At 67.3% G+C, this 21,211-nt stretch carries 20 protein-coding genes; 12 read left to right on the top strand and 8 right to left on the bottom strand.

From position 1 onward, the window contains the following. Positions 1-7 precede the first annotated feature (7 nt). The 12 genes from MCHT01_RS04965 (at position 8) to MCHT01_RS26000 (ending at position 13,316) form a co-directional block, all read left to right on the top strand. Entirely contained in the window at positions 8-1,231 is a 1,224-nt protein-coding gene (locus MCHT01_RS04965; RefSeq protein WP_067063187.1) for a TIGR03087 family PEP-CTERM/XrtA system glycosyltransferase, read from the top strand. Then, positions 1,228-2,868, top strand: coding sequence for an exosortase A (xrtA, locus tag MCHT01_RS04970; RefSeq protein WP_067063190.1), 1,641 nt, complete (start codon positions 1,228-1,230; stop codon positions 2,866-2,868). The genes MCHT01_RS04965 and xrtA overlap by 4 nt, the downstream gene beginning before the upstream one ends. Next, a complete protein-coding gene (locus MCHT01_RS04975) occupies positions 2,865-4,076 on the top strand; it encodes a TIGR03088 family PEP-CTERM/XrtA system glycosyltransferase (protein ID WP_084451905.1) in 1,212 nt (403 codons plus the stop codon). The genes xrtA and MCHT01_RS04975 overlap by 4 nt, the downstream gene beginning before the upstream one ends. Positions 4,077-4,114: 38 nt before the next feature. Beyond that, positions 4,115-6,034, top strand: coding sequence for an XrtA/PEP-CTERM system amidotransferase (locus tag MCHT01_RS04980; RefSeq protein ID WP_067063192.1), 1,920 nt, complete (start codon positions 4,115-4,117; stop codon positions 6,032-6,034). Positions 6,035-6,072: 38 nt separating this feature from the next. After that, entirely contained in the window at positions 6,073-7,371 is a 1,299-nt protein-coding gene (locus MCHT01_RS04985; RefSeq protein ID WP_084451907.1) for a glycosyltransferase family 4 protein, read from the top strand. A gap of 47 nt (positions 7,372-7,418) precedes the next feature. Then, positions 7,419-8,579: a glycosyltransferase family 4 protein gene (locus MCHT01_RS04990; protein ID WP_067063398.1), complete on the top strand. Its 1,161-nt coding sequence runs from the start codon at positions 7,419-7,421 to the stop codon at positions 8,577-8,579. Further along, positions 8,572-9,888: a putative O-glycosylation ligase, exosortase A system-associated gene (locus tag MCHT01_RS04995; RefSeq protein ID WP_067063195.1), complete on the top strand. Its 1,317-nt coding sequence runs from the start codon at positions 8,572-8,574 to the stop codon at positions 9,886-9,888. The genes MCHT01_RS04990 and MCHT01_RS04995 overlap by 8 nt, the downstream gene beginning before the upstream one ends. Beyond that, positions 9,888-10,850, top strand: a complete 963-nt coding sequence (locus tag MCHT01_RS05000) for a polysaccharide deacetylase family protein (RefSeq protein WP_245643165.1) — start codon at positions 9,888-9,890, stop codon at positions 10,848-10,850. Before MCHT01_RS04995 ends, MCHT01_RS05000 begins: the two co-directional genes overlap by 1 nt. Positions 10,851-10,917: 67 nt before the next feature. After that, a complete protein-coding gene (locus MCHT01_RS05005; RefSeq protein WP_148661390.1) occupies positions 10,918-11,319 on the top strand; it encodes a hypothetical protein in 402 nt (133 codons plus the stop codon). 85 nt (positions 11,320-11,404) lie between these two features. Beyond that, a complete protein-coding gene (locus tag MCHT01_RS05010; protein WP_067063203.1) occupies positions 11,405-11,905 on the top strand; it encodes an SMI1/KNR4 family protein in 501 nt (166 codons plus the stop codon). Positions 11,906-12,005: 100 nt separating this feature from the next. After that, a complete protein-coding gene (locus tag MCHT01_RS25435) occupies positions 12,006-12,707 on the top strand; it encodes a DUF2711 family protein (RefSeq protein ID WP_084451911.1) in 702 nt (233 codons plus the stop codon). A gap of 153 nt (positions 12,708-12,860) precedes the next feature. Further along, positions 12,861-13,316: a hypothetical protein gene (locus MCHT01_RS26000; RefSeq protein WP_148661391.1), complete on the top strand. Its 456-nt coding sequence runs from the start codon at positions 12,861-12,863 to the stop codon at positions 13,314-13,316. A 62-nt stretch (positions 13,317-13,378) separates the two neighbouring features. Here MCHT01_RS26000 and MCHT01_RS26005 read toward each other — a convergent pair whose 3' ends face one another. The 8 genes from MCHT01_RS26005 to MCHT01_RS05050 form a co-directional block, all read right to left on the bottom strand. Next, entirely contained in the window at positions 13,379-13,603 is a 225-nt protein-coding gene (locus MCHT01_RS26005; RefSeq protein ID WP_148661392.1) for a hypothetical protein, read from the bottom strand. Between the two features lie 525 nt (positions 13,604-14,128). Then, positions 14,129-14,839, bottom strand: coding sequence for a hypothetical protein (locus MCHT01_RS05020; protein ID WP_067063209.1), 711 nt, complete (start codon positions 14,837-14,839; stop codon positions 14,129-14,131). Between the two features lie 411 nt (positions 14,840-15,250). Beyond that, positions 15,251-16,690 (bottom strand): amidase family protein, encoded by a 1,440-nt coding sequence (locus MCHT01_RS05025; RefSeq protein WP_067063211.1) that lies wholly within the window; start codon positions 16,688-16,690, stop codon positions 15,251-15,253. Positions 16,691-16,731: 41 nt separating this feature from the next. Next, on the bottom strand, positions 16,732-18,462 hold the full coding sequence (gene poxB / locus MCHT01_RS05030) for a ubiquinone-dependent pyruvate dehydrogenase (protein ID WP_067063214.1): 1,731 nt from the start codon (positions 18,460-18,462) through the stop codon (positions 16,732-16,734). A gap of 31 nt (positions 18,463-18,493) precedes the next feature. After that, entirely contained in the window at positions 18,494-18,874 is a 381-nt protein-coding gene (locus MCHT01_RS05035; protein WP_067063217.1) for a Rid family detoxifying hydrolase, read from the bottom strand. 100 nt (positions 18,875-18,974) lie between these two features. Beyond that, the gene (locus MCHT01_RS05040; protein ID WP_148661393.1) at positions 18,975-19,562 is read right to left on the bottom strand and encodes a DUF308 domain-containing protein; all 588 of its coding nucleotides are present in this window, start codon (positions 19,560-19,562) and stop codon (positions 18,975-18,977) included. A 332-nt stretch (positions 19,563-19,894) separates the two neighbouring features. Beyond that, positions 19,895-20,782, bottom strand: a complete 888-nt coding sequence (locus MCHT01_RS05045; RefSeq protein WP_067063222.1) for a hypothetical protein — start codon at positions 20,780-20,782, stop codon at positions 19,895-19,897. Positions 20,783-20,979: 197 nt separating this feature from the next. After that, positions 20,980-21,204 carry a hypothetical protein gene (locus MCHT01_RS05050; protein WP_067063225.1) on the bottom strand — a complete coding sequence of 75 codons (225 nt, stop codon included), beginning with the start codon at positions 21,202-21,204 and terminating at the stop codon, positions 20,980-20,982. Positions 21,205-21,211 lie beyond the last annotated feature (7 nt).

The following is a 21,211-nucleotide window of genomic DNA, read 5'->3' on the forward strand; positions in this document are numbered from 1 at the left end:
TCGCCGCATGGCCAACATCCTCTACCTGGTCCACCGCCTGCCGTACCCGCCCAACAAGGGCGACAAGCTGCGCTCGTACCACCTGCTCAAGCACCTCGCGGCGCGGCACCAAGTCTGGCTGGGCAGCTTCGTCGACGACGCCGAGGACTGGGCGCACCTGCCCGCGCTGCGCGAGCTCTGCGCCGACCTCTTCGTCGCCGGGCTGAATCCGCTGACCTCGCGCGTGGCCAGCCTGCGCGGTCTCATGACCGGCGAAGCGCTGAGCCTCCCGTACTACCGCCATCGCGAGATGCGCGACTGGATCGCCCGCATCGCGCGCGAGCAGCGCTTCGACGCGGTGGTGGTGTTCTCCTCGACCATGGCGCAGTACGCGCAGCAGCTGCAGGACATCGCCGGCCCGGTGCCGATGCTGGTGGACTTCGTGGACGTGGACTCGGCCAAGTGGACCGACTACGCCAAGGCCAATCGCTGGCCCATGTCCTGGCTCTACCGCCGCGAGGGCCGCGAGCTGCTGGCCTACGAGCGCCGCGTGGCCGAGCAGGCGCGCTGCAGCTTCTTCGTCACCGAGGGCGAGAAGGCGCTGTTCCAGCGCCTGTCCGAGACGGCGGCGCCCGTGGAGGCGCTGGGCAACGGCGTGGACAGCGGCTATTTCGCTCCGCTCCCGCAGCAGGCCAATCCCTTCGATGCCGACGAGCTGCCGCTGGTGTTCACCGGCGCGATGGACTACTGGCCCAACGTCGACGCGGTGCAGTGGTTCGTGGCCGAGGCGCTGCCCGAGCTGCGCCGCCGCTGGCCCTCGCTGCGCTTCACCATCGTGGGCCGCGCGCCCACGCCGGCGGTGCTGGCCCTGGCCGGCGACGCGGTGCGCGTGACCGGCACCGTGCCCGACGTGCGCCCCTACCTGCAGCACGCGGCCGCGGTCGTGGCGCCGCTGCGCCTGGCGCGCGGCGTGCAGAACAAGATCCTGGAGGCGATGGCCGTGGGCCGTCCGGTGGTGGCCGCGCGCAGCTGCGTCGAGGCGCTGGGCGCCGACGGCGTGCAGGCCGGGCAGGACCTGTTGTCGGCCGACAGCGCGGCCGACTATGTCGACCTGGTCCATGCGCTGCTGAGCGCCCCGGCCCGCGCCCAGGCCATCGGCCGTCAGGCGCGCGAGCGCGTGCTGCGCCAGTTCAGCTGGCAGGCCCATCTTTCCAAACTCGACGGCTACCTGCCGCGGGAGCAGGCGGCATGAGCGCGACCACCCCCTCCGCGGTCCGGCCGCAGGGCATTCCCCAGGCCTGGCGCCGCCCGTTGGCGGTGCTGCTGCTGCTGGTCGTGGCGCTGCTGCTGCTCTACCGCCAGACGGCGGTGGGCATGGTGTCGATCTGGTGGCGCTCGGGCACCTTCACCCACGCCTTCCTGGTGCCGCCCATCGCGCTGTGGCTGGCCTGGCGCCGCCGCGCCACCGTCATCCCGCTGACGCCGCGGCCGGTGCCCTGGCTGGCGCTGCCGCTGGTGGCCCTGGGCGCGGTCTGGCTGTTCGCCGACTTCGCCGCGATCAACGCCGCCACGCAGCTGATCCTCGTGGCCATGCTGGTGCTGCTCGTGCCGGCCGTGCTGGGCTGGGCCGTCGCGCGCGAGATGGCCTTCCCGCTGGCCTTCCTGTTCTTCTGCGTCCCGGTGGGCGAGTTCCTGCTGCCGCAGCTGATGGACTGGACCGCGAAGTTCACCGTCATCGCGCTGCGGTTGAGCGGCATCCCGGTCTACCAGGAGGGCCTGCAGTTCATCATCCCCAGCGGCCAGTGGTCGGTGGTGGAGGCCTGCTCCGGCGTGCGCTACCTGATCGCCTCGGCCATGGTGGGCACGCTCTACGCCTACCTGAGCTACCACTCGCTGCGCCGTCGCCTGGGCTTCATCGCCTTCGCGCTGGCGCTGCCGCTGGCGGCCAACTGGGCGCGCGCCTACCTGATCGTGATGATCGGCCACCTGTCCGGCAACACGCTGGCGGTGGGCGTGGACCACTTGATCTACGGCTGGGTCTTCTTCGGCGCGGTGATGCTGGCGATGTTCCTGATCGGCTCGCGCTGGGCGCAGCCGGACCTGCCGCTGGTGGCGCGTCCGCAGCCGGTGCCCGCGCGTCCGGCCGCCTGGTGGCCGGCGGTCGTGGCTGTCGCGCTGGCCGTGGTGCTGCCGCAGGCCGCCGGCGCCTGGCTGCGCCAGGGCCACGCCACGCCGGTGGGCCGCCTGCCCGACCTCGTCGCGGCCCCGGGGTGGGAGGAGCGCGAGCTCACGACCGACGCCTGGTCGCCCGACTTCGAGGGCGCCAACGCCGCGCTGCACCAGATCTTCCGCCCGCGCGATCCGGCGCTGGGCCCGGGCCAGCCCCCGATCGGCCTGCACCTGCAGTTCTTCCGCGACCAGGACTACGAGCGCAAGCTGGTGGCGTCGAGCAACGCCGTCGTGGCGCCGGAGGACAAGCACTGGGCCGTCACCGGCCAGGGCGCGACGAGCTTCACGCCGGCCGGCGCCGCGCCGGTCGAGGTGCTGACCACGCAGGTGCGCGCCTCCTCGCTGGACGCGATCAACGCGCCGCGCATGGTGGTGTGGCATGTCTACTGGATCAACGGCCAGCCCATGGTCAGCAGCACCCGCGCCCGCCTGTGGGGCGCGCTGGAGCGCCTGCGCGGGCAGGGCGACGACGCGGCGCTGGTGCTGGTCTACACACCGATGGACGAGCAGGCGCCGCGCCGCCTGGACGCCTTCCTGCGCCAGCACTGGACCGCGATCGACGCCGAGCTGCGCCGCGTGCGCGACGACGGGTTGAAGGGCGCGACGGTGGCCTCGGCCACGCCGTCCGGGACGGCCGCCTCCGCGGGAGCGACGCGATGAGCGCCGTGCCCACCGTCGATCCGCTCGACGCCGCCGGACTGGCCGCGCGCGCCGCCGATCCGCGGCCGCTGGTGCTGCACGTGATGTACCGCTTCGACACGGGCGGTCTCGAGAACGGCGTGGTCAACCTGATCAACCACATGCCGGCGGAGCGCTATCGCCACGCGATCGTCGCGCTGACCGAGGTCACCGATTTCCGCCGCCGCCTGCAGCGCGACGACGTCGATTGCTACGCGCTGCACAAGCCGCCGGGGCAGGGCTTCTGGCTCTATCCGCGCTTGTACCGCCTGTTCCGCGCGCTCAAGCCGGCGGTGGTCCACAGCCGCAACCTGGCCGCGCTGGAAGTGCAGCTGCCGGCCTGGGCCGCGCGCGTGCCGGTGCGCGTGCACGGCGAGCACGGCCGCGACGTCGGCGACCTGGACGGCCGCAACCGCGCCTACCAGCGGGTGCGCCGCTTCTACAAGCCCTTCGTGTCGCATTACGTCGCGCTGTCGCGCGATCTGGGCGACTACCTCACCGATGCCATCGGCGTGCCGTCGACCCGCGTCAGCCAGTTCGTCAACGGCGTGGACACGCAGCGCTTCCAGCGCGCGGGTGTCGAGGCCATCCCGGGCTGCCCCTTCGATCCGGCCGCGCACTGGCTGATCGGCACCGTGGGCCGCATGGCGCCGGTGAAGGACCAGCTGATGCTGACGCGCGCCTTCATCGCGCTGATCGCGCGGGCGCCGGACTTGCGGGCGACCGCGCGGCTGGTGCTGATCGGCGACGGCCCGCTGCGGGCGCCGTGCCAGGCCCTGCTCGACGAGGCCGGCCTCGCCGATCTGGCCTGGCTGCCGGGCGAGCGCACCGACGTGCCGGCGGTCATGCGCGGCCTGCACGTCTTCGCGCTGCCCTCGCTGGCCGAGGGCATCTCCAACACCATCCTCGAGGCGATGGCCAGCGGGCTGCCGGTCGTCGCGACGGCGGTCGGCGGCAACGCGGACCTGGTCACGGCGGAACGCAGCGGCCTGCTGGTGCCGGCGGCGGCGCCGGACGCGATGGCCGCGGCGCTGCTGCGCCTGGCGCGCGATCCCGCCTTGGCGGCCGCCATGGGCGAGGCCGGCCGACGCCGCGTCGAGGACGACTTCAGCATGCGGGCCATGGTCGCCCGCTACCAAGGCCTGTATGACACGCTGCGCGGCCACAATGCCGGCAGCGGCAAGAACTGACGTCGGCGCCACGGCCGGCAAAGAGCGGGAACACGACCATGTGCGGAATCAGCGGACTCTTCGACACCCGGGGGAAGCGTGACTTCGACGGCGCCCTGATGCATCGCATCAACGACGCGCTGCACCACCGCGGCCCCGACGAGGGCTCCATCCACCTGCAGCCCGGACTGGCCTTCGGCCACCGGCGGCTGTCCATCATCGACATCGCCACCGGCCAGCAGCCGCTGTTCAACGCGGACCACTCGGTGGGCATCGTCTTCAACGGCGAGATCTACAACTACCAGGCGCTGACGGCCGAGCTGACCGCGCTGGGCTACCAGTTCCAGACCAAGAGCGACACCGAGGTCATCGTCCACGCCTGGTCGGCCTGGGGCGAGGACTGCGTGCAGAAGCTGCGCGGCATGTTCGCCTTCGTCATCTGGGACAAGGCGCGCGACCAGCTCTTCATGGCGCGCGACCGGCTGGGCGTGAAGCCCATGTTCTATGCGCTGCTGGACGACGGCACGCTGGTGTTCGGGTCCGAGCTCAAGGCGCTGCTCGCGCATCCCGGCCTGAAGCGCGACATCGTGCCGCAGGCGGTGGAGGAGTACTTCGCGCTGGGCTACGTGGCCGAGCCGCGCACCATCTTCCGCCAGGCGCTGAAGCTGCCGCCGGCGCATACGCTGGTGATCAAGCGCGGCGATCAGCGCCTGGGCCAGCCGCGCCGCTACTGGGACGTCAACTTCACGACCGACAACAAGATCGACGAGGTCCAGGCGCAGGAGGAGCTCACGCGCCGTCTGCGCGAGGCGGTCAAGCTGCGCCTGATCTCGGAAGTGCCGCTGGGCGCCTTCCTGTCGGGCGGCGTGGACTCCAGCGCCGTGGTCGCGATGATGGCCGGGGAGACCAACGGGCCGGTCAAGACCTGCTCGATGTCCTTCGACGACCCGCAGTACAACGAGTCCGAGTTCGCGCAGATGGTCGCGGACCGCTACCAGACGGACCACCACGTCGAGATGGTCCAGAGCGACGACTTCGACCTGATCGACACGCTGGCGCGGCTCTACGACGAGCCCTATGCCGACAGCTCCGCCATCCCGACCTATCGCGTCTGCCAGCTCGCGCGCAAGCATGTGACGGTCGCGCTGTCCGGCGACGGCGGCGACGAGAGCTTCGGCGGCTACCGCCGCTACAAGCTGCACATGATGGAGGAGCGCATGCGCGCCAGCCTGCCGCTGGGGCTGCGCAAGCCGCTGTTCGGCACGCTGGGCAAGCTCTATCCCAAGGCCGACTGGGCGCCGCGCGTGTTCCGCGCGAAGACGACCTTCCAGGCCCTGGCGCGCAACTCGGTGGAGGCCTACTTCCACACCATGTCCGTGATCCGCGACAACGAGCGCATGCCGCTGTACAGCGCGCGCTTCAAGTCGGAGCTCGGCGGCTACAACGCGCGTGACCTGTTCCTGCAGCACGCCGAGCGCGCGGGCACCGACGATCCGCTGGCGCTGATCCAGTACATCGACCTGCAGACCTACCTGGTCGGCGACATCAACACCAAGGTGGACCGCGCATCGATGGCGCATTCGCTGGAAGTGCGGGAGCCGCTGATGGACCATCCGCTGGTCGAGTGGCTGGCCACGCTGCCCTCCCACCTGAAGCTGCGCGGCGGCGAGGGCAAGTACCTGTTCAAGAAGACGCTGGAGCCGCACCTGCCCAACGACGTGCTGTACCGGCCCAAGATGGGCTTCGCCGTGCCGCTGTCGCGCTGGTTCCGCGGTCCGCTGCGCCAGCGCGTGCGCGGCGCCCTGCTGGGCGGCCCGCTGGCCGACTCCGGCATGTTCGACCTCAAGACCGTGGGCGCGATGGTCGAGCAGCACGAGAACGGCAGCCGCGATCACAGCACGCCGCTGTGGACGCTGCTGATGTACGACGCCTTCCTGCGCAACGTGATGGGCGCGTCGTCGATGCGCGAGGCCGCCTGATCGGGCGCCGCAGTGATCAGGTCCCGCTCAAGCACCGCATGAAGATCCTCTACCACCACCGCACCGCGTCCAAGGACGGCCAGGCGGTCCACATCGAAGAGATGATCGGGTCGCTGCGCGCGCTCGGTCACGAGGTGCGCGTCGTCGCGCCGGGCGGCGAGTCCGCGCCGGAAGAGAAGGCCAGGATGGGCGACGACGCCGGCTGGGTGCATCGCCTGCGCGCCAAGCTGCCCAAGTTCGTCTACGAGCTGCTGGAGCTGGCCTATTCGCTGGTGGCCTATCGCCGCCTGGCCGCCGCCGCGCGCGAGTTCCAGCCCGACCTGATCTACGAGCGCTACAACCTCTACCTGCTCAGCGGGCTGATGCTCAAGCGCCGCACCGGGCTGCCGCTGCTGCTGGAGGTCAACGCGCCGCTGGTCGACGAGCGCGCCAAGTTCGGCGGTCTGGCGCTGCCGCGCGTCGCGCGCTGGGCCGAGGACACGGTCTGGCGCGGCGCCGACGCGGTGCTGCCGGTGACGCGGGTGCTCGGGTCGATGATCGCCGCGCGCGGCGTGCCGCAGGAGCGCATGGTCGTCATTCCCAACGGCATCAACGAGGAACACTTCGACGCGGCGCCGTCGCCGGCCGAGGCCAAGCGCGCGCTGGGCTGGGACGATGCGCTGGTGCTGGGCTTCACCGGCTTCGTGCGCGACTGGCACGGCATGGACAAGGTCATCCGCTGGATGGCCACGGCTGCGGCGCCCGCGAACGCGCGGCTGCTGGTGGTCGGCGACGGCCCCGAGCGCGCCAACCTCGAGCGCCTGGCCGCGGAGCTCGCGCTGGGCGAGCGGGTGCGCTTCACCGGCGTGGTCTCGCGCGACGAGGTGCCGCGCCACGTCGCCGCCTTCGACATTGCGCTGCAACCGGCGGTGGTGGCCTATGCCTCCCCGTTGAAGCTCTTCGAGTACCTGGCGCTGGGCAAGGCCATCGTCGCGCCGAGCACGCCCAACATCGAGGAAGTGCTGGACGACGACGTCAACGCGCTGCTCTTCGATCCGACCGAGTCTGGCGCGCTGGAGACGCGCCTGGCGCGCCTGGCGTCGGACGCCGCGCTGCGCGAGCGGCTGGGGCAGGGCGCCCGCGCGACCATCGGCCGCCTGCAGCTGACCTGGCACGGCAACGCCGCGCGCGTCGTGGCGCTGGGCCAGTCGCTGCGCGCCGGGCGCGGCGTGGCGGGGGCCAGCCTGACGCATGCGCCACGCGATCCGCAGGGCCCGCACGGCGCGCACGACCCGGCGGGGCCGTCCGGCAGGGCCGGCCCGGCTGATCGGACCACGTCCACCGACGCGAGGGTCTGAGCGTGCTCAAGCTGCTGACCTTCTCGACGCTGTACCCGAGCTCGCAGATGCCCAGCCACGGCATCTTCGTGGAGACGCGCCTGCGTCACCTGATCGCCTCGGGCCAGGCGCAGTCGCGCGTGATCGCGCCGGTGCCCTGGTTCCCGCTCAAGGGCGAGCGCTTCGGTGAGTACGCCCGGTTCGCCGCCACGCCGGCGCGCGAGTCGCGCAACGGCCTGGAGGTCGAGCATCCGCGCTTCGTGCGCCTGCCCAAGGTCGGCATGAGCAGCGCGCCCTACACGCTGGCCTGGAGCTTCCTGCGCGCCGCCAGGCGGCTGCAGGCGCAGGGGTACGACTTCGACCTCATCGACGCGCACTACTTCTATCCGGATGGCGTGGCCGCGGCCTTCGTCGCCAAGGCGCTGAACAAGCCGCTGGTGATCACCGCGCGCGGCACCGACATCAACCTGATCCCCGAATATTCGTTCCCCCGCAAGCTGATCCTGCGCGCCGCCGAGCAGGCCGACGCGATGATCACCGTCTGCGAGGCGCTCAAGGACGAGCTGGTCGCGCTGGGCGCGGACGCGTCCAAGGTCACCGCGCTGCGCAACGGCGTGGACCTGAAGCTCTTCAATCCGGCCCGCCGCGACGAGGCGCGCTCCGCGCTGCAGCTCGCGCCGGGCCGCTTCACGCTGGCCTCGGTCGGCCACCTGATCGAGCGCAAGGGCCACGAGCTGGTCATCGGCGCGCTGGCCGAGCTGCCCGACGTCGATCTGCTGATCGCCGGCGCCGGCCCGGAGGAGGGCGCGCTGCGCCGCCTGGCGGAGTCGCTGGGCGTGACCGCGCGGGTGCGCTTCCTGGGCGCGGTGCCGCAGGCGCGGCTGCGCGAGGTCTATGCCGGCGTGGACGCGCTGGTGCTGGCCTCCAGCCGCGAGGGCTGGGCCAACGTACTGCTGGAGGCGATGGCCTGCGGCACGCCGGTGGCCGCCTCCAATGTGTGGGGCACGCCCGAGGTGGTGGCCAGCCCCGAGGCCGGCGAGCTGATGCCCGAGCGCACCGCGGCCGGCGTGGCCGAGGCGGTGCGCCGCCTGCGCGCGTCGCCGCGCGACCGCGCCGAGACGCGCCGCTATGCCGAGCGTTTCAGCTGGGACGCGACGACGCAGGGCCAGCTCGACCTGTTCCACCGCATCCTGGCCGCGCGTCGGTCGCCGGAGCTGCGCCATGCGTGACCTCATCATCCTGGGCCTGTTCCTGGCCCTGATCTACAAGACCTTCCGCGACCCGGTGTGGGGCGTGCTGGGCTGGGTGTGGATGGGCGTGATGAACCCGCACCGGCTGGCCTACGGCTTCGCGCACGACGCGCCGTGGTCGATGGTGATCGCGCTGGCGCTGTTCCTGAGCATGCTGATCCACCGCGACAAGCTGGAGAAGTTCCCCACCAGCGGGGTGACCATCCTGCTGTCCATCTGGATCCTGTGGATCGGCGTGTCGCCGATGCTGTTCTCCTTCTATCCGGAGAAGGAGTTCAACTACTGGTCGCGCGCCTTCAAGGTGCTGCTGATGGTGTTGGCGGCCCTGCTGGTCATCAAGCGGCGGCGCGACCTGGACTGGCTGGTGATGGTGCTGGTGGTGTCGATCGCCTACTACGGCATCAAGGGCGGCGTGTTCACCGTGCTGACCGGCGGCGCGGCGCGGGTGTGGGGCCCGGAGGGCTCCTTCATCGAGGACAACAACTCGCTGGCGCTGGCCACCATCATGACGGTGCCCCTGATCCGCTACCTGCAGCTGCAGACGACCAAGCGCTGGCAGCGGCACCTGGCCAGCGGGGCGATGCTGCTGTGCATGGCCTCGGCGGTGGGATCGCAGTCGCGCGGCGCCTTCCTGGCCATCATCGCGATGTCCTTCTTCATGTGGCTCAAGAGCCGCAACAAGCTGCCGCTGGCGCTGGTGGTGCTGGTGGCGCTGCCGCTGATCTTCGTGTTCATGCCGGACAGCTGGTCCGACCGCATGAGCACCATCAAGACCTACGACCAGGACGCATCGGCGCTGGGGCGCATCAACGCGTGGCACACGGCATGGCGCATGGCGCTGGACCTGTTCCCCTTCGGCGGCGGCTTCACCGTGGCGGGCCCGGCGGCCTTCGCGAAGTACGCGCCCGATCCCTCCGTCGTGCTGACGGCCCACAGCATCTATTTCCAGGCGCTGGGCGAGCACGGCTTCATGGGGCTGTTCCTCTTCGTGGGCATCTTCGTGCTGACCTGGAAGCGGGCCTCGGCCGCGATCGAGCGCAGCAAGGCGGTGCCGGAGCTGCAGTGGGCGCGGGACCTCGCGGCCATGTGCCAGGTGGGGCTGATCGGCTACGCGACCGGCGGCGCCTTCCTGAGCCTGGTGTATTTCGACCTACCGTACTACCTCGTGCTGATCGTGGTGGTGGTGGACCGCATCGTGGCGCGCGACATGACCGAGCGCGTCAAGGCCGCCAAGGCCGCGGGCACCCTGCCGCGGGACGTGCATTCGCCGTACTGGGGAGGCACGTGATGCTGGCGTCGCTGAGCCTGCTGGGCTGGCCGGGCGGCGCGCCCGCGCTGAGCATCCTGATCTACCACCGCGTGCTGCCCACGCCCGACCCGCTGCGGCCGGGCGAGATCGACGCGGCGCTGTTCGAGTCCCAGCTGACCTTCCTGGCCCGGCACTTCGAGCTGATGACCGTGAGCGACGCCGCGGCCGCGCTGCGCGAAGGGCGCCTGCCCCGGCGGGCGGCGTGCATCACTTTCGACGACGGCTACGCGGACAACTGGACCGTGGCGCATCCCATCCTGGCGCGTCACGACGCGAAGGCGACGGTGTTCGTGGCGACCGGCTACCTCAATGGTGGCCGCATGTTCAGCGACACGGTGATCGAGTTCGTGCGCCTCGCGCCGGGCCCGGTGCTGGACCTGAGCGCCGTCGGCATGGGACGTCATCCGGTGGCGACGGTGCAGGAGCGCCTGCAGGCGATCACCGCGCTGCAGGTGCAGCTCAAGTACCTGGCGCCGGACGAGCGCGACGCGCAGGTGCGGCGGATGCTGGCGGCGGTGCCGGTCGGCGCGCTGCCGGACGACCTGATGCTGACCGACGCGCAACTGCGCCAGCTGGCCGACGCGGGTCATGAGATCGGTGGCCACACGGTGGACCACACGGTGCTGACGACGCTGACGCCGGAAGGCGCGCGGGCGCAGGTGGCGCGGGGACGCGATCACCTGGCGGCGCTGCTCGATCGGCCGATCCGCAGCTTCGCCTATCCCAACGGACGGCCGGTGCGGGACTACGACGCCGGACACGCGGCGATGCTCAAGGAACTGGGCTTCGAGGCGGCGGTGAGCACCTCCGCGGGCGTGGCGCGCCGCGGCGCGGACCCGTTCCAGCTGCCGCGCTACACGCCGTGGGGCGCGTCGATCACGATGTTCGCGGCCCGCTTGATGCGCAATGCGCGGATGGGGGCGCCGGCGGCGGTGGTTTGAGGGTGGGTGCAGTGAGGTGGTCTGCGCGTGTCGCCCCCGGGGCTCCGCCCGCCAGTAACCTATGCCCATGAAACTGTTCAGCGCAATCCGTTCCCTCGCTTCATGGGGCTCAAGGCGCCGCGACGCAGAATCTCCTCCCGGCGCCGTGCGAGTTTGGGACTTGATCGTCGGATCAACCGTGCTGGGCCACCTGACGTTCCTCTCGTACGAAACGCCATGGATCACGGCATCCTTTACGCCGACCGCCCATTTTCAGAAGTGGGTGCCGCTGCTCGAATGGGAGCGGCAGCAAGAGGTCACCGATGACGGCGAGGACGAAGAGAAAGCCACTCCGCATGAAGTCGAGCTTCTCTTGATGGAGGCGAATACAGCAGGAGGACTGGTGGCCGTAGAACGCGAAGACCTGACTGCGCCGAACAGGAGACTGTTCCATTTCAACGAGGACTACACCCTGGTGAGTTTTCGCTGACGCATGGACAGTTGGCCATTCTCCAGCGACCAATCTCCGTCCACCTGCCAGCGTACGCACAATCCGAACACTGACCGGACTCGACATGAACTCGTTCTGGAGGAATTCTGATTACGCCAAGCGCGAATATGTCGGCCCGCCTTGCACACCTGGGCTGGTGGCAGAAGTTGAGGCGCGCCTCGGGTATCGACTGCCGGATGCCTACGTCTCGCTCGCGATGTCGCAAAACGGTGGGATGCCGGTTCGAACCTCGCATCGAACCAAGACTCGGACGTCATGGGCCGAGGACCACATCGCCATCACGGGAATATTCTCGATTGGTTACGACAAGCCGTATTCGCTTTGCGGGGAGCGAGGCAGTCGCTTCTGGGTCGAAGAATGGGGCTACCCGGACATTGGCATCTACTTTGCGGACTGCCCCTCAGCCGGGCATGACATGCTGTGCCTCGACTACCGCGCCTGCGGATCACAAGGTAAGCCGAGCGTTGTTCATGTCGACCAAGAGCTCGATTACGCCATCACACTTGTGGCGCCGGACTTCGAATCATTCCTCCGTGGTCTTGAGGACATCGGCGAGGCTTGGTAACACGCGCACGAGACATGAGAGTGCGGTTTCGCTGTAGCGTGGGGGCCTTTCAAGGCAGCCGTGCGCTAGGACAGCTGAGGTTGCCACCTAGACTTGGATCATGAACCAACGCGTGCTTCCAGCCCCTGACCCCTACGCGGTTTGTCCACTAGATGGGCGTATCTTGCCGTTCTACGGCGGGGCCTTCGAAGCCGCCTTCGTAGTCCTGAGCCCGTTCATGCGGCCCAAGTCGGCCGCGCATGTGCCGGCGGATGGCGGCTTGGATGAACTGAACGCGGATGAAATCTGCAAGAGCTATGAAGCAGTCCGATGGTCGGAGGTGCGTGACCTATGCGGATTCCCGTCGATTGCGTCAGTCGACGTTGCGCTGAGGACAATGATTGGCGGTCTAAAGACAGGCTACGCCAACAAGGAGCTTGCCGACACATTGAGCACTGCCCTGCAGCAGAATGACTTGCTCCCTCCGGTTGAGGGCGTGTTTCCAGAGTTGGTACAGGAGCCGGTTCTGTCATTCCTTCAGTCGCTTGCCGAGGACTGGGTTTGGGTTGGTGATGAATTCGGCACTGAGCGCAAGCTCCACCGGATCGACGACCTCAAGCCAGCAAGTGCAAAGTCCACCCTCATCCGTGGAAGTGTGTTCACGCCGGATAAGGCAAACCTCTGGACTGCCCACTGGGACAGTCACTTCACCATCTTTTGCTCCTCCGCGCTCACCGTAAGCCGTCTTGCCCAGAACCGCGCAGTGGAAGGCTTCATGTGCGACACGGAGACCGAAATCTATTGGAGCCTGCAGCGCTTCTAGCCGGAGCCGGCTTGCGTGTGGTCGCGCGCGTCTGAGGCAAAGCAGTTGCCGTCAACCTGAGTTGCCTGGCCGCTTACGTTCAAGCCAGATTGCGCATGCTCCAATGCTCGACGGGATCGCAAGGAATCGCGTATCACGCGATTGATTTCAGAGATGCAGAAAATTGAACTCGTCCGGTGGCTTCCCGGCATGCAGAAGGTATCTTGCACGCGAACGCTTCAAGACTATTGCGGCTTGCCCTTGTCGGTCGCCAAGGCCGCAACCGACGCGCTGCTTGAGCGCAAGTCTCCAACTGTCGACGTGGAGTCTGCGGCAGCCGCTCGACAACTCATTCGCTCTCTTGCATCACTGCGTGTCGTAGCAAGGTTCGCCGAAGCACCAGACTACTTCCCACAAGAGCGTTTCAACCTCGGGTTTGAGCAAGTCGTGCAGTTCCTTCCCGCCGCCACCGCCATCAACTGCCGTGCGCTAGCTACACACGGTGAGTGGGAGCTTGCGCTGTCTGCGTGCCTGGCCGGTATACCGGCTAGCGTGGAACTGCCGCCAGCCGTTGAAGGTCTACTTGGTGAGCTGGCGGCGGAGTTTGGCATGCTCCCACCGAAGACCTAGTCGGCAAGCGACGTCCGCTATCGCTGCAACGCGGCTGCGCCATCACGCTGAACGCGTGACTTCTACTTTTCAGGATGGGTCGTTTCGCGGCCATCCTTTGGATCATTGAATCCGCCCGGTGAACCATCCTCGATTTCGGCGATAAGCCCGTTTGCCAGCATGGCAACGCCGACGATCAGCGCTGCGGCCCAGAACGGCAGGCCAGAAATCCACGCGAGAAGACCTCCCACAGACGCGCAGACGGTCGCGGACACAGCAATCAGCCGCAGGTGGTCGATGAAGTGCATGGCCCGAGTATGTCCGCTCCCGCGGGAGGCCGCCGCGGCCTCAGGCTGGAAGCGGAAGTTCGGCTAAGCGCCCGCCCGCTCAAGGCAATGAATGACGAGCCTTTGCTTCGGAGTAGCAAGCAGTACAAACGACAGTCATGCGGTTGAAATCTCGGAACGCGTCCGTCATCTCGCCTTCGCGCAACCAGACTTCTTCACACGCGGAACACCAAGCCTGAAGGTCGCTAGGGTCGCTGGAGTTTTCGACGAATCCGGCTGGCGCCGGCTCGCCACGCAGCATGTGACCGCAAACCACGGCGGCTATTCGTTCCTCGTGTTCGCCGCAGCGGATCGTCATTGGCGCAGAAGCGGTCATAAAGGTTGGAGAGTCCATTCCAAATGGGAGATTGGAGGATAGCTTGAATGTCTGCTTCCGCTTCCGCTGCAGAGCCGCAGGCCAGATTGGGCGGCCGATCGATTGCCACCCGTAGCAGCCCTCGATGAAAGACGACCTGGGGTCAGATCGCTGCATCGCGCGAGCCTCTCTCAGCCCGGCGACTGGCGCGCAAAGCGCAGCGCAATCAATTGCGAACCCAGTCCGCTTCCGATGAAGACGGCGCGGCGATTGGAGGAGAGTTGGCCAAGCCAGTCGAAGACTCCACCATCGGCCAGCGGAAGCTCTCCTCCGTCGGACGCCTGCACCCATATCCGATAGCGAAGTCCGCCCGAGTAATAAGGATGCTCTAGAGGCTGCAAGTCGGCGCTCAGGATGTCAGCAATCCGGGACCCGAGTTGCCGCTTCTCCGCCGACACGAGCACCTCCACGCGAGGCCGGTGCAGTGAGTAGCCCAACTGTTCGAGCCGAAGCAAACCCGCAAGCATCGTGCGCACATGCAGCACGACTGCCTCGACCGTGAACGCGTGATCCTTGCGTTCAACGCCCCCGCTTGCGAGGGCAAACAGACGAAAGTGCTGGGCGTATCCTGGCTGCCTCGGAAAGGGTTGGGCTCGTAGGACGCGGTGGCTTGTGGCCAGGTGAACATCAGCCGCCGAGGATGCCCGCATTCGCAGCGAGCACTCCAACGCGAGAACATTCGTCGGGTCCGATACGACCTCGGTCGATCGCAACGCTGACAGGACGCGGTTCTGATGAGAGGGGCCAACAACCGAACAGGCCCCCATGGGAGCCACCGGTGACAGTTCGACCGCCTCGAAGCGCTCGGCGGCCTCCAGCAATTGAACGTCGATGGCAAGCATTGCACGGAGGTCAATCGCCGACGGTGCGCAAAAGGGGTCGCGGCCATACTGATCGACCAGTTCGCACGCGCTTCGCGCCTCGGCTCGTGCATGCATCACTTCAAGCAGCAGCGATTGAAGAGCAGAGCCAGTCAAACCGTTTGCCAGCCGACTAAACGCCGTTGCACCTATCGAATCGACTATCCACGCGCGATCTGCCATCCGCAAAATAATACAGCCGGCCCGGGTTCAAGCCCGCCCTGCAAGGCCTGTTGCTCCACCCCGTTGCACATCATCGACCGGGCGTCTTGCTGGTCCATGACCAGTGGGGTGGGGCAGACAAGTTCTGCGGACGTGGCCAATGCCAACAGGCAGGGTGGGCAAGATCCCCCAGCGCCAGCCGGCAGTGGCCCACGAATCGATGGCCCTCGCTCAGACGATCGGATCAATGGGAGAGACAGGCGTCCCGCGAGCCTCGATGGCCTTGCCGGCCAGGAGGCACAGATCTTCCCGGTAGTGACTGGCGAGAATCTGCACGCCGACGGGTACCGAGCCGACAAGGCCGGTGGAGACCGCAAGCCCAGGCAGGCCCAGTGCCGGCGGCGCTCTCATGGGAAGCTGAGCTCGCCATACGCGCTCGAATCCCGCCTGTCCCTGTAGATCGAGTCCGTCCTGGAAAGGCAATTCGCCAGAGACCGGCAGGAGCAGTACCGGATATTCGGTGAAGAACCGTCGCCAAGCCCGTTGCACGGTGGTGCGCAACACCAATGCGCGGCTGACGACGTCGCCAGGCAGTGCCTCGGCCATGCCCCTGACCGCATCGACCACGGCGAGTGCGGCTGCATCGCCGTCGCGCCGAGCGGCATCGACGAGGTTGGCGAAGCCGTCGCCAAGCCACAGTTGCATCTGCACGTCAGCCGCCTCTCGCATGAGCGGCACATCGTCGATCTCCGTCACGCTCCACCCGGCGTCAGAGAGGCGTCGTGCCGCGTCCAGCATGGCCGCCTCGACGTGCTCGTCAATCTCCATGCCCCCGGGGCGAAGGCACATCGCCGCAACCCGTGGCGTCTCGGGCCCCTCCAGGGGCGCCGGCACCCACCAGGGATCGCGCAGATCAGCCGCCGCCATGGCCGCGAGGCCGATCCGAAGGTCGTCGATGGTTCGGGCCATCAGTCCCGTGGACGACATCATCTGGGGGCCGATGGGGCGCTCGGGAGAGGAGGCGTTGTAGGCGGGCACCCGCCCGAGCGTGGGCCGCAAACCATGGATGCCGCAGGCGTAGGCCGGATAGCGCAGCGATCCGCCGATGTCCGTGCCGACGGCGAGATGTCCGATGCCGGCGGTGACGGCGGCGGCACCACCGCCCGACGAGCCGCCAGGGGTCAGCGCGGAACTGCGCGGATTGCGGGTGGCGCCGTCGAGCGAATTGCTCGTGAACCAGCGCAGCGCGAAGGTCGGCGCGTTGCTACGCCCCAGGAGCACCGCGCCAGCACGTACCAGGTTCTCGACCGCGGGACTGTTCTCCTTGGCGACGAAGTCCTTCTGAAGGTGGGTCCCGTTCGTCGTCGGGAAGCCCGCCATGTCGACATTGATCTTGACCGTCACCGGAACGCCGGCCAATGGCCCCACATCCTCGCCGCGTCCGATCCTGCGATCCACCTCATCGGCCTGTGCGAGCACCCGTTCGGGGCGATGCGCCACCACCGCGTTGATCCGCGGATTGACTTCGTCCAGTCGCTTCAGTGCATCCGCCGCAGCTTCCCGAGCGGAGACCTTGCGGAGCCGCACCAACTGCGCAAGCTCCGTCGCGGGAAGCCGCCAGAGTTCAGACGCTGCCTGCGTGATTCGCGCAGCGTCCCCGGTTGCCTCCATGGGCGTGCTTTCAACATCTCTTTTCATTTCACTTCCGCAGTTCAGCGCCACAGGTTCGAGCGTGCGAGCTCGATGACTTCGTCCGCGTGGCCATTCATCACGGCCCGGAGCATGTAGAGCGAAAAGCCCTTGGCCATCTCGAGCGTGATGGCGGGAGGCATCGCAAGCTCGCTTCGGTTCACGACCGCATCGACAAGGACAGGCCCATCGTGTGCCAACGCTTCCGCGATGCCTCGGTCCACCTCGTCGGGATGCTCGAGCCGGATTCCGCGCACGCCGGCCGCCTCCGCCATGGCTGCAAAGGACGGGTTTTTCAGTTCCGTACCGACGTTGAGCGTGCCGGTCGACTTCTGCTCCAGCTCGATGAATCCCAGGGCCGAGTTGTTGAAGACCACCACCTTCACAGGCAGGCCCAATTGGGCGAGGGTCAGGAAGTCCCCCATCAGCATCGTGAACCCGCCATCGCCGGACAGCGAGATCACCTGTCTGCCGGGAAATGCGACTTGCGCGCCGATCGCGTGTGGCATCGCGTTCGCCATCGACCCGTGCCAGAACGAGCCGATCAATCGGCGCTTGCCGTTCATGGCGAGATATCGAGCGGCCCACACGGTCGGCAGGCCGACGTCGCAGGTGAAGACCGCATCGTCGGCGGCCTGGTCGCTGAGCGCCTTGGCAATCTGCTGTGGGTGGATGCCCCGTCGACCAGGTGCCGCGAGATCGTCGAGACCCTGGCGAGCCTTCCGGTAATGCTCGCGCGCCCGCGTCAGGTGGTCGGCGTCGGAATGCTGCTGAAGTAGCGGCAGCAAGGCCTCCAGCGTCGCTCGGACGTCTCCCACGATGCCGAGGTCGACCGGTGCACGACGTCCAATGTGCGCCGCTCTGATGTCCACCTGGGCGATGCGCACCCCCGCCTCGCGGGGGTAGAACTGCCGGTAGGGGAAATCGGTCCCCAGCATCAGCAGGACATCGCAATCGAGCATGGCGTAGTAGCCCGACGAGAAGCCGATCAATCCCGTCATGCCGACGTCGTAGGGGTTGTCCCATTCGACGTGTTCCTTGCCCCGGAGCGCATGCACCACGGGCGCGTTCAATCGCTCGCAGACAGAGATGAGTTGGTCGTGGGCACCCTGGCATCCGGAGCCGCACAGCACCGTGATCCGCCGACCGCTGTTCAGCATCTCCGCGAGCTTGACCAACTCGTCCGCGGCGGGCGTCACCAAGGGCGCCGCCGGCAGCAGGCTCGACGTCTGCGCCGTGGGTGCGTCGGTGGCCGGAAGCAGCGCGACATTGCCCGGGATCGTCACGACGGAGACCCCCCGCTTGCTCACGGCCTCGCGTATCGCGATCTCCAGGGTCCGAGGCATCTGGTCGGGGTCGGAGACCAATTCGCAGTAGTGGCTGCACTCCTGGAAGAGCGTCTGTGGGTGAGTCTCCTGGAAATAGCCTGTGCCGATTTCCGCTGAAGGAATATGAGCGGCGATGGCAAGCACTGGCACGCCGGAGCGATGGCAATCGAACAGTCCATTGATCAGATGCAGGTTGCCCGGCCCGCAGCTGCCGGCACAAACGGCGAGCGATCCCGTCAGGTGTGCTTCCGCCCCGGCGGCGAAGGCGGCCACCTCCTCGTGCCTGACGGGCACCCATTCGATGTCGCCTCGACGGCGGACGGCATCGGTCAGCCCGTTCAGGCTGTCCCCGACAACGCCGAAGATGCGCTGGACGCCAGCAGCCCGAAGGGTGTCCACGAACTGATCAGCAACGGTTCTCGTCATGGTGTGTTCCTCTTGAACTGGATCCGGCGCCTCACAGCGCGACGACGCACTCGACCTCGACCAGCGCCCCGCCAGCGAGTGCCGCCACGCCGACCGTGCCGCGTGCGGGGTAAGGCTTCTGGAAGTACGCCGACATGACGCTGTTGAGCAGCGCGGAATGGGCAAGGTCGGTCAGGTAGACATTGACCTTCACGACGTCGTCGAACGTCGCGCCCGCTGCCGTGACGACCGCGCGGAGGTTCTCGAAGACCTGCCGGATCTGCGACTCGGCATCGCCGTCGACCATCCTGTTGGTCCGCGGATCCAATGGGAGTTGGCCCGATAGCCAGAGGGTGCTGCCAGCTCGAACTGCTTGAGAGTAGATACCGATGGCAGTCGGTGCATCGGATGTCGAGACGGGTTGCTTGTGCATGGGGAGTCCTTTGATTGCTCCGACGTGGAGACGAATGGGGTACTGAAAGGGTTCTGCAGACAAGTCGGCAGTTCGGCGATCAACGAGCGAGGGGTCGGGATCAGCGCTGACGGCGCGAGCGCCATGCCAGCAGTCCCGCCTGGATGACGAAGAATCCACCGCCTCCGGTCGCATAGACCGACAGCACGGCCAGGGACGGCATGGGCCCTGTGGCCTGGATGCAGTACGCGATGCCGACGAGACAGGACAGGCCACCGGAGATGAGCATCGGCCACTGTTGACCGAGTTCCTGGCCACGCCTGCGAATGCCCAGCGCGAACTGCGCCGCACCGGCGATGGCCGCCCAGGCGCCGAAGACGGCGAGCACGGCGGCGGGGCCGTAGGCTGACGCCGAGCCCGTGGCGATCGCAGCGAGAGTGCTCAGAGCCGCATTGAAGGCGGTGATGCGGCGCTCCGCATCGCGCTTCAGTGCGCGGTAGTCGAGCAGCGATGAGACGGCGTCGATCAGCGGATAGCTCACGAGCAATGCCGTCGCGGCGGGGCCCAAGGTCGCGTGTACCGGGGCGAAGGCGACCGCCCACAACAGCGCGAGCAGGCCGCGGCACAGGTAGAGCGTCGACAGAGATGCGCGATTCGCAGGCGAACTGGGCATCGAGGCCGCGTCAGCGGATGGGTTCTTGCGGATCATGGTTGCCCGTCAGAGGAGTTGACGTATGAAACCAAGTTCGACGCGACCTCACCATCGGAGGTAGGTTTGTCCAACCCCTACCAAGGTTTGAGCGGGAGCGGCGCTCGATTCAGCGGCCCGGTCGGAATCCGCCAGAGTTCTGTTGATCCAGCCTGCCAGTTCGACGATGGACCCGAGGCCTTTGAACTGCTGGATCAGGGAGGGATGACGTCCGACGCGTCGCTGGCATCCCCGTGCGACGGGCTGAGATGCGCTCGCCCCATGGAAGGGAGTAGGCCGCACGAAGGACGTAGGCTGGGGGAGCGCTCCGCAGCGCATCCTTCGGCGTGAAATCAGTGCGCCGGATAGCACTCCCAATTGGATGGGACATCGCCCTTACGCCCGGTTCCATAGGAGTCGTGCTCCAGGTCGAGAAGCAACGCACCACTACCATCGCTGCAAGAGATCTCCACTGCCATCAGCAGCGGACCTCGCTCCTCCTTGAACAAGCGCATCTCGCGATCCATTTGACCGCCAACATTCGACACGTTGACGAAGACGGGTCGGTTCGAACGTGTGTCAATGACGTACTCGACGCGCAGGTAAGGCTGCGTCGAATCAATGCCGCGATTGGCGAGTGCATCGGGGAGATCCTTCATGCGCCAGGTGATGTCGATGAAGGCCAGGTGGGGCGCTTCCGAGGTCCGTCCGTAGTCACGGACGAGGGCTGGCGCCTCCAGCTGAAGTCTTCGTCCCACCGGCGGATAGGCCCTGAAGTCCAAAGAAGGCTCGACCTCACGCCGAGATCTGGCGACCAGCTGGCGCGACTGATCGGCGCCGATGCCGGGCAGGTCGAACGCCACTTCTCGGAACAACGTCGCACCGGACCAGATCAGCGCTGGCGAACGCTTATCGGATGCTTCGGCGGACGCTTCAAGCGAAGTCTCAAACATCGTGACGCCGTACTCGGGCAGCCGCGGCGGAGAGAGTGTCGCGGGTTGGAGTCGGGGCGACTTCGTCAATGCGCTCAGACGAGACGCCCTTTTGAGAGCCGATACGGCCTCCAACTGCTGGATCTGATCGAGGTCCCAGACCGTCACGGATGGGAGTTGGATCACCTGGCCCGCGCTGTACTTGGCTGCGATCGGATTCCCGTCATACACGAAGTACGCCGGCTCGCTACCTGCGAGCACTTGAGCGCCCGCGCCGAGTAGCAGAAGCACAAGGAAGATTTGTTTCATGGAAGCTGGAGCAGGGATCGCTGCACCATGCTGCCCTCGACTCTAGACCGTTGCCAGTGGTACTTACCGCCTCTCTTATGGGCACGCCAGTGATCTCCTCAGAAGCATCTGGCATCGGATACATGACGCTTGACGTCCGCTGCCGCTGCGTTGCTGCCACGGCTTCAGGCTGGAAGCGGCCATCGAGCATCCATGCCCTATGTATTCTGACCCTCACGCTTCTCCTCGGCGAACAACTCTTTGCCCGTGCGGTAGCGTCGCCAGACGATGTAGACGGCAAAGATGATGCCGCCGATCTCCAAAGCTGTGTGACCAAACGTCCGATGGTCATCGCTCCATAGCAGGTAGCTGAACAGCAAGAAAAGCAGAGGCCCAAGCACGTATGCGGGGAGCTTCTCCCAAGGCAAGAAGGCGAGTCCCATTGTGCAG

Source organism: Mitsuaria chitosanitabida ATCC BAA-476 = NBRC 102408 (assembly GCF_001598255.1).
Classification (GTDB): domain Bacteria; phylum Pseudomonadota; class Gammaproteobacteria; order Burkholderiales; family Burkholderiaceae_C; genus Roseateles; species Roseateles chitosanitabidus.